We start from the raw sequence: 12,835 nt of genomic DNA, 5'->3' as shown, positions 1-12,835 counted from the left end.
CATTTCGGCCGGCGTGTCGGTGCAAGAATGAACCCAGCGGACGCACCGTGCGGCGCGGAACGGGGAAATGATGGCCGAGGGCAGCGGCACAGAGGCCATCCCGATCGAGTCGGTCGACCGGACGCTCCGGCTGGTCGAGCTGCTGCGCGAGCGCGGGTCGCTGTCGGTCAAGGAGACGGCCGAGTCACTCGGGATCGCTCCCTCGACGGCCCACCGCATGCTCGCCACCTTCGTCCTGCGCAACTTCGCCGCCCGCACCGGCGACCGCCGCTACCGCGTGGGACCGGCCCTCGTCCCCGACCGCGCCCACGGCGCCTCGCTCGCCCAGCTGCGAAGGGCCGCCGAGGGCCCGCTGCACGAGCTCGCCGAACATCTGGGGGAGACGGTCCAGCTCATGGTGCGTCGCGGCGGGAACATCCTGTTCGTCGACGGCGTGGAGGCCGACGCCGTCCTGCGCGTCACCGCCCGCCGCGGCGACCAGATGCCCGCCTTCGCCTCGGCCGGCGGGAAGGCCATGCTCGCCGAGCTGAGCAACCCGGACTTGGAGGAGATCTACCGCAATGGTCTCCCGCCCTGGCCCACGAGTCCGATCGCCACGATCGGCCGGCTCAAGAAGTCCATGGCCGAGGTGCGCCGGGCCGGCTTCGGCACCAACTTCGAGGAGACCGAGTCCGGCGTGGTCGGCCTCGGTGTCGCCATCCACGACCCGTCCGGCCAGCCGGTCGCCGCGATCACGACGGCGATCCCCGCCTCCCGATTCAAGCGCCCCGCCATGCCTGGCATCGTCGAGGCGCTGCGCGGGACGGCCGCCGAGGTCGAGAGCCGGCTGGCCGCCGGCCCCCAGGGCTGACCTTCGAGGTAGCCCGGGAGCCGGCGCGAGCCCGGAGTCAGCCGCCGAGCGCCGCCCGGATCGCCGCGGCCGTCGCCTCGAGCCCCTCGGGATCCACGAGCACCCCGGGATCCACCACGTCCTTCGCCGCAGCCCCCAGGACGATCCGCTTGAGCGGCACCTCGAGCCGCTTGCCGATCGAGGAGCGCGGGACGCTCGACACGGGAGCGATCACGTCCGGCACGTGCCGCGGCGAGAGCTGGGAGCGGATGAGCGTCTTCAACCCCGCCACGAGCGAAGCCGCGTCCCCTGACGGATCGGACGGCACCACCGCCAGCACGAGCCGGCCCATCCCGCTGCCGTCCTCGAAGTGCAGCACCATCGAATCGGCCACGCCGGGTGCCTGGTCCAGGACCGCGTAGAACTCGGCGGTCCCGAGCCGTACACCGCCCCGGTTGAGAGTCGCGTCGGAGCGTCCGGTGATCATCCATCCGCCGTCCTCGGTGTGCACGAGCCAGTCGCCGTGGCACCACACCCCCTCGAAGGTGTGGAAGTACGAGTCCCGGTACCGCTGCGCCCCGCCCGGCCCCCAGAACGCCACGGGCATCGAGGGCATGGGCTGCTTGACCACGAGCTCGCCCGGCTCGCCCACCGCCACCGGCACGCCTTCGGGCGACCAGGCGTCGACGTCGGCCCCGAGGGCCCGCGTGGCCATCTCGCCGGCGCGCACCTCGGAGAGGAAGGTGCCGCCCACAAAGGCCGTGCACACGTCCGTCCCGCCCGAGGTGGGGCCGAGCAGCAGCGTCGGGGACACGGCGTCGTACACCCACTGCGCCGCCTCGGCGGACAGGGGCGAGCCCGAGCAGTTGATCTCCCGCAGCCGGCTCAGGTCCCAGGTCCCGCCCGGACGCAGCCCGCCCTTCGCGCACGCGGCGAGGTACGCGGAGCCTGAGGCGAGATACGTCGCGCCCGTCTCGGCGGCCACCGCCCACTGGGACCACTCGCCCTCGAGCGCGGGCCAGCCCGGGTCGCCGTCCATGAGCACGAGCCCGCATCCGGTCAGCAGCGAGGAGACCATGAGAGTCCACACCATCCACCCCGTGGTGGTGTACCAGAATGCGAGGTCCTCCCGCCCGAGGTCGAACTGCAGCGGGATCGCCTTGGAATGCTCGAGCAGGATCCCGCCGTGCGAGTGCACGATCGCCTTCGGCTTCCCCGTGGTCCCGGACGAGAACAGCACGGTCAGCGGGTGCGCGAACGGCACCGGCAGCGCCTCGAACTCGCCCGGCTCGGCGCGCAGCGCCTCGTACGGTTCGGCACCCTCGGGCAGCTGTGCTGCTGAGTTGCCTCCTGCCGGCTCGAGGTAGCGCAGGAGCACGACGGCGGTCCCCGGCAGCGCGGCCCGGATCTCCTCGAGCTCGGCGAGTCGCCCGATGTCGCGCGCGCCCCACCGGTACCCGTCCACGGCGATGAGCAGCTTCGGGTCCAGCTGGCCGAGCCGGTCGATGGCGCTGCGGGGGCCCATCTCGGGCGGCACCGCGGCCCACACGAGCCCCATTCCGGCCGCCGCGAGGTACGCGGCGAGCGCCTCGGGCGTGTTCGGCAGGTATCCGGCCACCCGGTCGCCCGCCGCAAGGCCGAGCCGCCGGTAGCCCGCCTGGAGCCGCCCGATCTCCTCGATGAGCCGGGTGCCGGTCCACTCGCTCGGGCCCCGCGTCTGGCTGCGGGCCTTGATGACGACGGCGTCTCCCCGCTCGCGCAGGGCCCGCACCACGTGCTCGGCGTAGTTGAGCGTGGCCCCGGGGAACCACTCCGCGCCGGGCATCTCGCGCCGGCCGAGCACCCGCTCCGGCGGCGTGTGCGCGATGATCCGCGACTCGTCCCACACGAGCTGCCAGAACCCCTCGAGGTCCTCCACGCTCCAGCGCCATGCGTCCTCGTAGCCGGCGAACGTGCGGCCGGTGGCCCTCTCGGCCGTGAGGAGGAAGCGGCCCAGGCGGGTCTCGGGCCAGGCGTCCTTGGCGGGGGCGGGGCGCAGGAGCGCGCCCTGCTGGTCGGCGGACGTGGTGGCGGGCGTCGTCGTCATGATGGTGGTTCCCCTAGGCAGAGTGCTTGTGCGCGAGATCGTGCGTGTGGCCGGCCGCCGCAGCGGTCCCGCCGGAGATGGACCCGGTGATCCAGGACATCATCCCGGCGGAGGCGTCGAACGCGGGCTTGCGCTCGGTGCCGCTCCACACCGTCTCCGGCCGGCACTGCAGCAGCACGAGGTTGGACCCCTCGGGCAGCTCCTCGTCCACCGCGAACTCGATGTCCTGCGCGGACCCGTGGATCCGCTCGAGCCGCTTGCCGAGCGCCGCGAGGGCGGTCACCTCGGCGTCGTCGAGGCAGAGCTCGGCGTAGCGGGAGGGGTCGACGGGCGACGGCGCGGCCCCCGTCCGGTACTCGATGCGCTTGTCCCCGGGGGTCCGGTCCGCGATCTCGAGGCCGATCTTGTCCACGAGGAACCGGTCCGGGGTGACCTCCCCGCCCACGACGGCCAGGCCCAGGCCCCAGCTGGCCTCGAGCACGATCTTGGAGCGGTCCCCGCTCGTGGGGCTGAGCGTGAACATGACGCCGGCGGCGCGGGCCCGGACCACCTTCTGCACCACCACGGCCATCTCGATGGTGCGCGGGTCGAGCTCCTGCTCGATCGCGTAGCCGAGCACCCGCGGGGCGAAGATGCTCTCGTAGCACTTGAGGACGTGCGCGAGGACGTCCTCGGCCCCCCGGATGTCCACCCACGTCTCGAACTCGCCGGCGAAGGACGCCCCGGCCGAGTCCTCCGAGGTGGCGCTCGAGCGCACGGCGACCGAGACGTCGTCGAGCCCAGTCGTGGCGCAAAGTTCGGCGTACGCCGCGCGGACCGAGTCTGCGAGGTCCTGCGGCACCTGGGTGGAGCGGACGGCTTCCATGAGGGCCTGCCCGGTGCGCTCGAGAGCGGCGAGGTCGTGCGCGTCCAGCGGGTCCGCGAGCAGGCGGTCGATCGTTTCGGCGAGGCCCGTGGCGGCGATGAAGTGGCGGTAGGCCTCGGCCGTGACCGCGAAGCCCGGCGCGACGGGCAGCCCGTTCGCGGTCATGTCGGCGAGGCTCTTGGCCTTGCCGCCCGTCTCGCGGACGTCGCGGCAGGCCTCGTCGGTGAAGGTCAGCGTGAGCATGGTGTCTCCCTCTGGGATGGTCGGCTCAGACGAGGGCGGAGTCGGACGGGGTGGACTCGCCGGCGGTGCTGGTCTGGCTCTCGGCGGGGCCGGCGTCGAGCAGCTCGACGGTGCCCTTGCGCCCGTCGATCCGCACGCGCTGGCCGGTGGTGAGCCGCGCCGTCGCGAAGCCGGTGCCCACCACGGCCGGGAGGCCGTACTCGCGGCACACGATCGCGGCGTGGCACATCATGCCGCCGATGTCGGTGATGACGCCCGCCGCGACGGAGAACGCCGCGGCCCACGAGGGCGCGGTGATGGGGGCGACAAGGATCTCGCCGGGCTGCAGCTGCGGGAGGTCGTTCTCGGAGCGGAGCACGCGCACCGGGCCCTCGACGACGCCCATCGAACCGGGGATGCCGCTGAGGCCGCCCGTGGACTCGTCCGAGGCGCCGAGCCAGTCGTTCACGCGCTCGGTGGTGACGCCGTAGTTCATGACCGCGAACGGGTCCGTGACCTGCTCCGGCGGGATGCCGTAGGCGGGCGCGGCCGGGACGGACTGGAGCGCGGCGACGATCGGCTTGCGGCGCTCGATCTCCTTCGCCCAGCGGCGCTTGCCGCGGGCCTCGACGCCGATGGCCCACGAGTCGACCACGTCGAAGAGGACCTGGTCCACCTCGAAGCGGTTGAGGTAGTAGAAGTCCTCCTTCTCGGCGAGGAAGCCGGCTGAGACGAGGAACTGGGCGAGCTCGTCCGCCTTCTGCCAGAAGACGTTGTGGGCCCAGTGCTCCACATAGATGTTGTGCTCCTCGATGTACGGGAAGACCTTGCGGGCCAGGCCGAGGAGCTCGTCGAACTGCGCGCCCTCGGCCGGGGCGAGGAGGGCGCGGTACTCGTCCACGATCTCGTCGCGGTCGGCGCGCAGCTGCTCGATCGGGCGGGAGATGTCCTCGCCGGCGGCGATCTTGGTGGCGTAGCGGGCGATGTTCTGCAGCGGGACGGAGAGGTCCTGGGCCCACGTGACCTGATCATGCGTGAAGCCGTATTCGGTGAAGTAGTTGAACCACGGGTCCTTCGCGGCGTCGAAGGCCGCGATCCACTCGTCCCCGCGGGGAGCGGCCGCGATGCGGGCGAGGATCTCCTCAGGCGAGCCGCCGGCGTCGAGCGTCTCCACGAGGCCCAGCTCGTTGGCCTTCGCGGCGAGGGCGCGCAGCTCGTCGTCGGGCCGGAACGCGAGGACGTCCACGCCGGCGACCATGCGGGAGATCTGCTGCTCGGTGATGAGCGGGAAGGCCTGCTTGCAGAACTGGAAGAACGTGATGTAGCCGCCGTAGCCGAGGTTGAGGAACTCGAAGTGGTACTGCCAGATGGCGAAGAACTCGTCGATGAGGCGGTGGTAGTTCTCCATGACCGCCATGGCCTCGGAGCGGCCCTTCGCCTCGAAGACGACCTCCTTCGGGTCGTACTCGGCCAGCGCGGGGAACGTCACGGTCGCGAGCGAGGCGATGGCCTGATCCATCTTGGCCTTCCACTGGCCGTACAGCTCGTCCCAGTTCGCGTAGTAGTAGCCCGCGCGCTCCTGGAACACCGCGGCGCGCTCCTGGATCTGCGCCGGGTCCGTCACCGCGAGCGGGGAGATGTAGACGTAGCCGTTGAACATGCGCACGTCGAGACCGAGGGAGACCGGCAGCGCGAAGATGCGCGTGCTGAACGTCCCCACCCCGAGGTACACGGCCTCCGCGCCGATGCTGTCGAACGGGTGGGCGCCGCGGGACCAGTGCATCGTGTCGGCGAACCAGAACTGGGCGTCCTCGTGGGCCTGCGTCTCCTCGGAGGGAACGAGGTAGTACGGGTACATGGACTGCCAGCCGTCGCCGCCGGCGGGGGCGGGGGCCTCGGAGAAGAACGGGAAGCGGCGGGTGTTGTCGAGGGACATGGTGGGTTCCTTACTGCGCTGGAAGGACGGGTGCTGGAAGGGGTGGGGTAGCGGTGAGGAGCTGGTGGAGGTCTGTGACGCCGGCGAGCGCGAGGTCCGGCACGTCCGCGCCGGTGCGTTGGGCAAGCTTCCCGGGCGTGGTCGAGCCGGTGAGCACGAGGACGCTCGCGGCGCCCATGCTGCGGGCGAGCTGCGTCTCGACGAGGGCGTCGCCGACGACGGCGATCTGGCCGGGTTCCGCTGCCGCCTCGCCGATCCGGTGCAGGAGCGCCTCGCCGAGGGCGGGGGACGGCTTGCCCAGGACGGTCGGGGCGACGCCGGCGGCCCAGCCGATGGCATGCGCGATCGCGCCGGAGACCACGAGCGACTTGCGGATCCCGCCGTGGAACCACGGCACGTCCACGGTCGTGTACAGGGGCGCGCCGGCGTCGACCGCGAGGGCGGCCGCGTTCAGCTGCGCGGCCGTGTAGGAATCGTCCGCGCCCACGAGCACGACGTCGGCCACCTCGCCCGCGCCGTGGGGATCCGCGAGCGGGTGGCCGGCCGCGGCGAGCGGCTCGGTGATCCCCTCCCCGCCGACGGCGAGGACGCGGGCGCCGGGGTGGTGGATCGAGAGGTAGTCCGCGGCCGCCGAGCCGGCGGTGACGAAGTCCTCGTCCGGGACGTCGATGCCGTGGCCGCGCAGGTGCTCGGCGTAGACGCGCGGGGGCTGCTGGGAGGCGTTCGTGCACACGAGCAGGCGGTCGCCGCGGCCGTGCAGGAAGCCGACCAGGTCTGCGGCGCCGGGCATGGCCTCGCCGCCTGCCCCGCCGGCCTTCGTGGTGCGCATGAGGCAGCCGTCCACGTCGATCACCCACGCGCGGATGCCCTCGAGCGCTGCCAGGTTCCCGGCGATCATGCCGTGGCCTCCTTCGTCTCGTGCCCCGCTCGGCTGAGGGCGAACTTCGTGTCGCCGCTGCTGACGGCGATGGACGTGCCCGACGCCGCGCTCCCGGCCGCCGCGAGCAGCCCGGCGAGCGTCGCCGTCGTCGAGCCCTTCGTGGCGGCGACCATCCTGTCGACCTGCTCGCCCGGCATGACGGCGCGGAGGAGCAGCTCCTCGTCGCTGAGGTGGATCCCGAACTGCTGCCGAAGCCCCTTCACGGTGACCTCGCCGCCGTCGTCCGGCTTCTCCCTGCCCCGCGGGGTGGCGAGCGCCCGGTCGAGGAGGTCCTCGTTGACCTTGCCCGGGAGGGGGCCGAAGTCCCCGCGCAGCAGGTCCACGACCTCGTTGGAGATGGTCTTGTAGCGCTCGCCGGAGATGACGTTGAGCGCGGCCTGGGCCACGATGTACTGCGCGAACGGGGTCATGACGATCGGCCAGCCGAGGTCCTCGCGGACCTGCAGCGACTCGTCGATGACGGCGTCGAACAGCTCGGGGCGGCGGATCTCCGACAGCTGGCGGCGCGTGGTCGACTGCACGCCGCCCGGGATCGTGTGCCTGTAGTAGGCCTCGTCGTACTGGGCCGGCTGACCCTGGGGGAGGCGCTTGATCCGGGCCTGGCGCGTCAGGTACGCCGACGCCCGGTCCATGGCCTCAACGTCCACGTCCACCTCGTGGCCGCGGGCGCGCAGGTTCGCGACGAGCTGCTGCGCCCTGGGGTGCGAGGGACCGTCCGCGAGCGGCGGGAGCGCGCAGTGGAGCGTCGGAACGCCGAGGTCCGCGGCCTCCAGGAGCGTGATGGGGGACAGGCCCGTGGTCGAGTGGGAGTGGACCTCGCGCAACTGGGGTCCCTCCGGGGTCGCGCCCAGCGAGTCCTGCAGCGCCGGGATCAGCGCGCGGACGCTGTCCGGGGTGAGGATCCCGGAGGGGTCCTTGAGGTACACGCCGTCGATGTCCGGGCTGTCGCTGAGCTCGCCGGCCTTCTCGGCGAAGTACTCCGGAGTGTGGACGGGGCTCATCGTGTAGCAGACCCCGCCGATGACCTCCTCGAAGCCCACACGCTTGGCCATCGCGGCTGTGCGCTTGGCGCCCTCCATGTCATGCATCGGGTCGATGACCCACAGTTTGCGCACGCCGTTGCGGGCCAGGAGGGTGAAGGCGAGCTCGAACACCGCGTCCGGCGTGCGGCCGAACGTGATGAACCGCTTGCCTGTGGTGAGGAAGCCGAGCTGGGTGTTGGGCGCCAGCTGCCGCGCGGTGCGGATCCGCTCCCACGGATCCTCGGCGTGGTAGCGGACGGCCGTGGCCATGAGCGTGCTCGAGACGAGCTCGAGGGTCCGGTAGCCGACGGCGTCGAGCAGCGGCGCTACGCCGCGGACCATGCGGGTGGTGATGCCGGTGGCGCCCCAGAGGCTCTGGTTGCCGTCGCGGAGCGAGACGTCGACAAGGCTGATCGTGGCCATCAGTGCACCTCCGCCGGGACGGGGCGCGAGCTGGGGGCCTGCATGATGTCCTCCAAGTGGTCCGTGAGCCAGTGGGTCGTCACGGCATTGGTCCGGTAGTCGGGGTGGGCGAGGATGCGGCGCAGCAGCGGCAGCGAGGTGGTCAGCCCCTCGACCTCGAACGCGGCGAGGGCCGAGTCCATGCGCTCGATCGCCGCGTCCCGGTCTGGGCCCCACGCGATCTGCTTGGCCATGAGGGCGTCGTAGTAGGGCGGGAACAGGTAGCCCTCGTAGATGTGGGTGTCGAGCCGGAGCCCGCCGGCGGCGCTCGGGCGCCAGCGGGTGACGCGGCCGGGGCTCGGGGCGAGGCCGCGGGCGGGGTCCTGCGCGGTGATGCGGGCCTCGATCGCATGGCCCGTGACAGCAATGTCCTCCTGGGTCACCGAGAGCGGTGCGCCGAGGGCGGCGAGGATCTGCTCACGGACCAGATCGACGCCTGTCACCGCCTCCGTGACGGGGTGCTCCACCTGGAGGCGGGGGTTGACCTCGAGGAAGGCGAGCTCGTCCCGGGCGGGGTCGTAGAGGAATTCGACCGTGCCGAGTCCCACGTAGTCGAGCGCCTCGGCGATGCGCAGCGCGCTCGCGTGCAGCAGCCGGCGGGTGGCCTCGGGCAGGGCCGCGCACGGTGCCTCCTCGACCGCCTTCTGGTAGCGGAACTGGACCGAGCACTCGCGCTCGCCGAGGTGGACGCGGTGGCCGTGCCGGTCGCCGAGGACCTGGACCTCCACGTGCTTGGCATCTTCGACGAACCGCTCGAGGAACACCGTGCCGTCACCGAAGCTGGCCTCCGCCTCGGCCGAGGCGAGCTGCCACGCATCGAGGAGCTCGGCGTGGCTGCGCACGAGCTTCATGCCCCGGCCGCCGCCGCCGAACGCGGCCTTGATGAGTACAGGGAAGCCGATCGAGTCCGCGAGGGCCGAGACCTCCTCCTCCGTGGTGGCCGTGCCGCCCTTCGAGACGGGGACGCCGTTGGCCTCCGCGAGGCGGCGGGCGGTGAGCTTGTCGCCGAGCGCCTCGAGTGCCTCGGGCTGCGGGCCGATGAACGTCAGCCCCTCCTCGGCGCACAGCCGAGCGAACGCGGGCTGCTCCGACAGGAAGCCGTAGCCGGGGTGTACGGCTGTGCAGCCCGTCGCGACCGCCGCGTGCACCACCGTGTTCATGGCGAGGTAGGACTCGCCGGGGCGCGGGCCGCCGAGCACGACGACGCGGCCCGCCCGCTTCGCTGCGAGCGTGTCTCGGTCCGCCGCCGAGACGCCGAGCGCGGTCTCGAAGCCGAGGCGGTCGCACGCCTCGATGAGCCGGACCGCGATCTCGCCGCGGTTCGCGATGAAGATCCGCTGCCTCATGCGGACTCCCGGACCGCGAAGAGCGGCTGCCCGAACTCGACGAGGTCTCCATCCTTCGCGTAGATCTCCGTGACGGTGCCGGAGACGCCCGCCTGGACCGAGTTCATGAGCTTCATGACCTCGACGATGCAGACGACGGCGTCCGCCTCGACCGTGTCGCCGATTCCCACGAACGCGGGGGAGCCGGGCTTGGGCGAGGAGTAGAACGTGCCGAGCATCGGGGCGGTCACCACGGTGTGGCCGGCCTCGGGGGTGGACGGTGCAGGCGTGGCCTGGGTCTGGCGCGTCGGCACCGCCTGGAGGGCGGGGGCCGGGGCGGCGGGTGATGACTGGGGTGCGGCGGCAGCGGCGGGCGAGGGGCCGGCGTCGTGCGCGGCCTGCGCAGGAGCCTGCGGCGCCGCGGCAGCCGCGTCGGCGAAGTGGCCGCCGCGGGAGACCCGGAGCCGGAAGTCTCCCTTCTCGAACGAGAAGTCGGTGAACTCGGTCTTGTCGAGCTGCTCGATGACCGCTGCGAGCTCTTCGAGGTCAAGATCCACGGGGCAGCGCCTCCTTGCGTGTGGTGGGGATCACTTGTCAGAACGGTAGATCGATGTTCCTCCTACCGCAATCAGATTGCGGGACATTCCTGTGAAGGGAATTTCGGGCAGGCTGGGTCTGTTCTCCTCACTGGGATCCCGGAGGACCCTCACAGAACAAAGGAGCGGATCATGTCTCAGCGCGTACTCATCACGGCGGGGGGCGGCGGCATCGGGCTCGCCGTCGCCAAGGCGTTCGTGGCCCAGGGCGCCCGGGTGCATATTTCGGACATCAATGCGGAGGCCGTCGCGGCCATCGTCGCCGAGAACCCCGCGATCACCGGGAGCGTCGGAGACGTCAGCAAGCCTGAGGATGTGGACGCGCTCTTCGCCGAGGTGCGCGAGCAGCTTGGCGGCCTGGACGTCCTCGTCAACAACGCGGGCATCCCGGGGGCCACGGCGCCGGTGGAGGAGTACCCCGCCGAGACGTTCGCGGCCGTGATCGGCGTCAACCTGCAGGGCACGTTCAACGTGACCCAGCGCGCCATCCCGCTCCTGAAGGAGTCGGAGGCCGCCTCGATCATCACGATGTCCTCGCTCGCCGGCCGCTTCGGCTACCCGAACCGGGTGGCGTACTCGACCACGAAGTGGGGCCTCGTGGGCTTCGCCAAGACCCTCGCCATGGAGCTCGGCCCGTTCGGCATCACCTCGAACACGGTCCATCCCGGGGCCGTCGAGGGCCCCCGCATCATGGGCGTCTTCGAGGGCCGCGCCAAGGTCTCGGGCCGCACCGTCCAGGAGGAGATCGACAGGGCGATGGAGAACCAGTCGGTGAAGAAGTTCATCGCCCCGGAGGACATCGCCGCGCTCATCCTCTTCCTCGCCGGGCCGCATGCCCGTACCATCTCGGGCCAGATGTTCCCGATCGACGGCGACTCGAAGGCGGCCCAGTAGCCATGACCGCCACCGCGCATTCCTCTGGCCGGCCTGCGGCAGCGACGCAGGCGCGGCCGGGGCTGTGGAAGGGGCGCACCGTCGTCATCATCGGCCTCGTCCTCCTGGGGATCGGCCTCCGGTACGCCGTCACCGGCATGTCCCCCCTTCTGGGCGACGTCCGCGCCGCGCTCTCCATCAGCACCGCCGGCGCCACGTTCCTGGGCATGCTCCCGACCCTGTCGTTCGGGATCGGCGGCTTCCTCGCACCGGTGCTCGTGCGCCGGTGGGGGCCCGAGGCGACGGCGCTGGCCGCCGTCGCGCTGGCCGCCGTCGGCGCTCTCGCGCGCCCGTTCGGCGGGGGTGCCGTGCCGTTCTTCATCCTGACCGTGCTGGCGCTCGTCGGCATGGGCCTGGGCAACGTCACCGGCGCGCCCCTGGTCAAGAAGTACTTCCCCGACCGCCCGGCCGCCATGATCACGCTGTTCTCGCTGCTCATGCAGGCCGGAGCGACGCTTCCGGCGATGACCGCGCTGCCCCTGGCCAATGCCGTGGGCTGGCAGGGCTCCCTGGCCTCCTGGGGCCTGCTCTCGCTGATCGCGGTGGTCCCGTGGACGGTCCAGCTCGGCGCGTCGAGGCGCCGCGCGCACGACGCTGCGGCCCCGGCCGTCGTCGTCGCCCCGCCTGGCGCGCCCGCTCAGAAGATCGGCTTCGGCGCCCTCGTGAAGAGCCCCGTGGCGCGGGGGACGGCCCTCTTCTATGCGATGGCCTCGCTGAACACCTACGCCATGCTCGCGTGGCTGCCCACGATGCTCGTGCAGTTCTCCGGCCTGTCCAAGGGTGATGCCGCCGCCGCGTTCTCCATCTACACCTTCCTCACGCTCCCGATGGCCGTGATCACCCCGATCCTCGCGAACCGGCTGAAGAAGCCGGCAGCGCTCGCCGTCGCCCTCGCCGCGACCGGTCCGCTGGGCTACGTCGGGCTCCTGACCCATGCGGGCCCCGCCTGGGGGTGGGTCTTCGTGGCAGGCATCTCCGGCGGAGCGTTCCCGCTCGCCATCGCGATGTTCAACCTGCGCACCCGCACGACGGCGGGCTCCGCCGGGGTCGGAGGGTTCGCCATGGGCACTGGCTACCTCGCGGGGACCCTCGGCCCGCTCATCGGCGGCTGGCTCTTCGCGGCCACCGGAAGCTGGACCGCGCCGCTGTGGGTCTACGCCGTGACGTTCGTGCCCATGGCCATCGGCGCGCTGGTCATGGCCAAGCCCGGACGCTACGTCGAGGACGCACTGGACCCCCGCTAGCTCGCCGGGTCGTACTGGAAGGCGCGCACCTCCTGCGCGCAGCGACAGGCGACCGCGATCTTCGCCGCCCACTCCAGGGCCGCCTCGTAGGAGGGCAGCTCGAGGACGGAGTAGCCGCCCTCGAGCTGCGCCGTCTGCGGGTAGGTGCCCTCCTGGACCGTGCCGTCGCCGTGGACCACGACCGGCGGGATGCTCTCGTCGATGCCGCCGCCGAACACCCAGACCCCGGCGTCCTTCGCCTCCTGCACCACGGCGTGCGCCGCGTCGGCGACGGCCTGCAGCTCTCCCTCGGGCACGTCCATGGCGGCACTCGGGAACGAGATCAGGTACTTGGTCACGGCGTCGGCTCCTTCGTCGCGGCTGGGCGGGTCGCCT

Annotated in this window: 11 protein-coding genes; 3 read left to right on the top strand and 8 right to left on the bottom strand. The window is 72.0% G+C overall.

The features are described 5' to 3' along the window. Positions 1-67 precede the first annotated feature (67 nt). Positions 68-850: an IclR family transcriptional regulator gene (locus SA2016_RS18680; RefSeq protein WP_229710771.1), complete on the top strand. Its 783-nt coding sequence runs from the start codon at positions 68-70 to the stop codon at positions 848-850. Between the two features lie 37 nt (positions 851-887). Here SA2016_RS18680 and SA2016_RS18675 read toward each other — a convergent pair whose 3' ends face one another. Genes SA2016_RS18675 through SA2016_RS18645 form a run of 7 tightly spaced genes read right to left on the bottom strand, consistent with a single transcriptional unit; the run spans position 888 to position 10,244 of the window. Next, positions 888-2,915, bottom strand: a complete 2,028-nt coding sequence (locus SA2016_RS18675) for an acetoacetate--CoA ligase (protein ID WP_066501107.1) — start codon at positions 2,913-2,915, stop codon at positions 888-890. A 13-nt stretch (positions 2,916-2,928) separates the two neighbouring features. Then, complete coding sequence (locus tag SA2016_RS18670; protein WP_084249641.1) at positions 2,929-4,023, bottom strand: PEP/pyruvate-binding domain-containing protein; 1,095 nt, start codon at positions 4,021-4,023, stop codon at positions 2,929-2,931. Between the two features lie 25 nt (positions 4,024-4,048). Continuing rightward, complete coding sequence (locus SA2016_RS18665) at positions 4,049-5,938, bottom strand: PEP-utilizing enzyme (protein WP_066501106.1); 1,890 nt, start codon at positions 5,936-5,938, stop codon at positions 4,049-4,051. A gap of 10 nt (positions 5,939-5,948) precedes the next feature. Further along, positions 5,949-6,836 carry an HAD-IIA family hydrolase gene (locus SA2016_RS18660; RefSeq protein ID WP_066501105.1) on the bottom strand — a complete coding sequence of 296 codons (888 nt, stop codon included), beginning with the start codon at positions 6,834-6,836 and terminating at the stop codon, positions 5,949-5,951. Further along, positions 6,833-8,323 carry a pyruvate/oxaloacetate carboxyltransferase gene (locus tag SA2016_RS18655; RefSeq protein WP_066501103.1) on the bottom strand — a complete coding sequence of 497 codons (1,491 nt, stop codon included), beginning with the start codon at positions 8,321-8,323 and terminating at the stop codon, positions 6,833-6,835. Before SA2016_RS18655 ends, SA2016_RS18660 begins: the two co-directional genes overlap by 4 nt. Next, the gene (locus tag SA2016_RS18650) at positions 8,323-9,708 is read right to left on the bottom strand and encodes an acetyl-CoA carboxylase biotin carboxylase subunit (protein ID WP_066501100.1); all 1,386 of its coding nucleotides are present in this window, start codon (positions 9,706-9,708) and stop codon (positions 8,323-8,325) included. The genes SA2016_RS18655 and SA2016_RS18650 overlap by 1 nt, the downstream gene beginning before the upstream one ends. Then, positions 9,705-10,244 carry an acetyl-CoA carboxylase biotin carboxyl carrier protein gene (locus SA2016_RS18645; protein WP_066501098.1) on the bottom strand — a complete coding sequence of 180 codons (540 nt, stop codon included), beginning with the start codon at positions 10,242-10,244 and terminating at the stop codon, positions 9,705-9,707. The genes SA2016_RS18650 and SA2016_RS18645 overlap by 4 nt, the downstream gene beginning before the upstream one ends. A gap of 171 nt (positions 10,245-10,415) precedes the next feature. Between SA2016_RS18645 and SA2016_RS18640 the strand changes: the two genes are divergently transcribed. Both SA2016_RS18640 and SA2016_RS18635 read left to right on the top strand, forming a co-directional pair. Next, on the top strand, positions 10,416-11,177 hold the full coding sequence (locus tag SA2016_RS18640) for an SDR family oxidoreductase (RefSeq protein WP_066501094.1): 762 nt from the start codon (positions 10,416-10,418) through the stop codon (positions 11,175-11,177). Positions 11,178-11,179: 2 nt separating this feature from the next. Continuing rightward, positions 11,180-12,460 carry an MFS transporter gene (locus SA2016_RS18635; RefSeq protein WP_066501091.1) on the top strand — a complete coding sequence of 427 codons (1,281 nt, stop codon included), beginning with the start codon at positions 11,180-11,182 and terminating at the stop codon, positions 12,458-12,460. Here the strand turns inward: SA2016_RS18635 and SA2016_RS18630 are convergent. Then, positions 12,457-12,798: a YciI family protein gene (locus tag SA2016_RS18630; RefSeq protein WP_066501085.1), complete on the bottom strand. Its 342-nt coding sequence runs from the start codon at positions 12,796-12,798 to the stop codon at positions 12,457-12,459. The genes SA2016_RS18635 and SA2016_RS18630 overlap by 4 nt on opposite strands. Positions 12,799-12,835 lie beyond the last annotated feature (37 nt).

The sequence above is a fragment of the Sinomonas atrocyanea genome (assembly GCF_001577305.1).
GTDB classification, from domain to species: domain Bacteria; phylum Actinomycetota; class Actinomycetes; order Actinomycetales; family Micrococcaceae; genus Sinomonas; species Sinomonas atrocyanea.
Note: the sequence above shows the minus strand (reverse complement) of the source record. Positions and strands in the feature narration are given on the sequence as shown.

What these genes read in the sequence shown, in the direction of transcription:
- SA2016_RS18665 (WP_066501106.1), bottom strand. Translation starts at nt 5,938, where the DNA reads ATGTCCCTCGACAACACCCGCCGCTTCCCGTTCTTCTCCGAGGCCCCC.
- SA2016_RS18660 (WP_066501105.1), bottom strand. Translation starts at nt 6,836, where the DNA reads ATGATCGCCGGGAACCTGGCAGCGCTCGAGGGCATCCGCGCGTGGGTG.
- SA2016_RS18655 (WP_066501103.1), bottom strand. Translation starts at nt 8,323, where the DNA reads ATGGCCACGATCAGCCTTGTCGACGTCTCGCTCCGCGACGGCAACCAG.
- SA2016_RS18675 (WP_066501107.1), bottom strand. Translation starts at nt 2,915, where the DNA reads ATGACGACGACGCCCGCCACCACGTCCGCCGACCAGCAGGGCGCGCTC.
- SA2016_RS18680 (WP_229710771.1), top strand. Translation starts at nt 68, where the DNA reads ATGATGGCCGAGGGCAGCGGCACAGAGGCCATCCCGATCGAGTCGGTC.
- SA2016_RS18635 (WP_066501091.1), top strand. Translation starts at nt 11,180, where the DNA reads ATGACCGCCACCGCGCATTCCTCTGGCCGGCCTGCGGCAGCGACGCAG.
- SA2016_RS18640 (WP_066501094.1), top strand. Translation starts at nt 10,416, where the DNA reads ATGTCTCAGCGCGTACTCATCACGGCGGGGGGCGGCGGCATCGGGCTC.
- SA2016_RS18670 (WP_084249641.1), bottom strand. Translation starts at nt 4,023, where the DNA reads ATGCTCACGCTGACCTTCACCGACGAGGCCTGCCGCGACGTCCGCGAG.
- SA2016_RS18650 (WP_066501100.1), bottom strand. Translation starts at nt 9,708, where the DNA reads ATGAGGCAGCGGATCTTCATCGCGAACCGCGGCGAGATCGCGGTCCGG.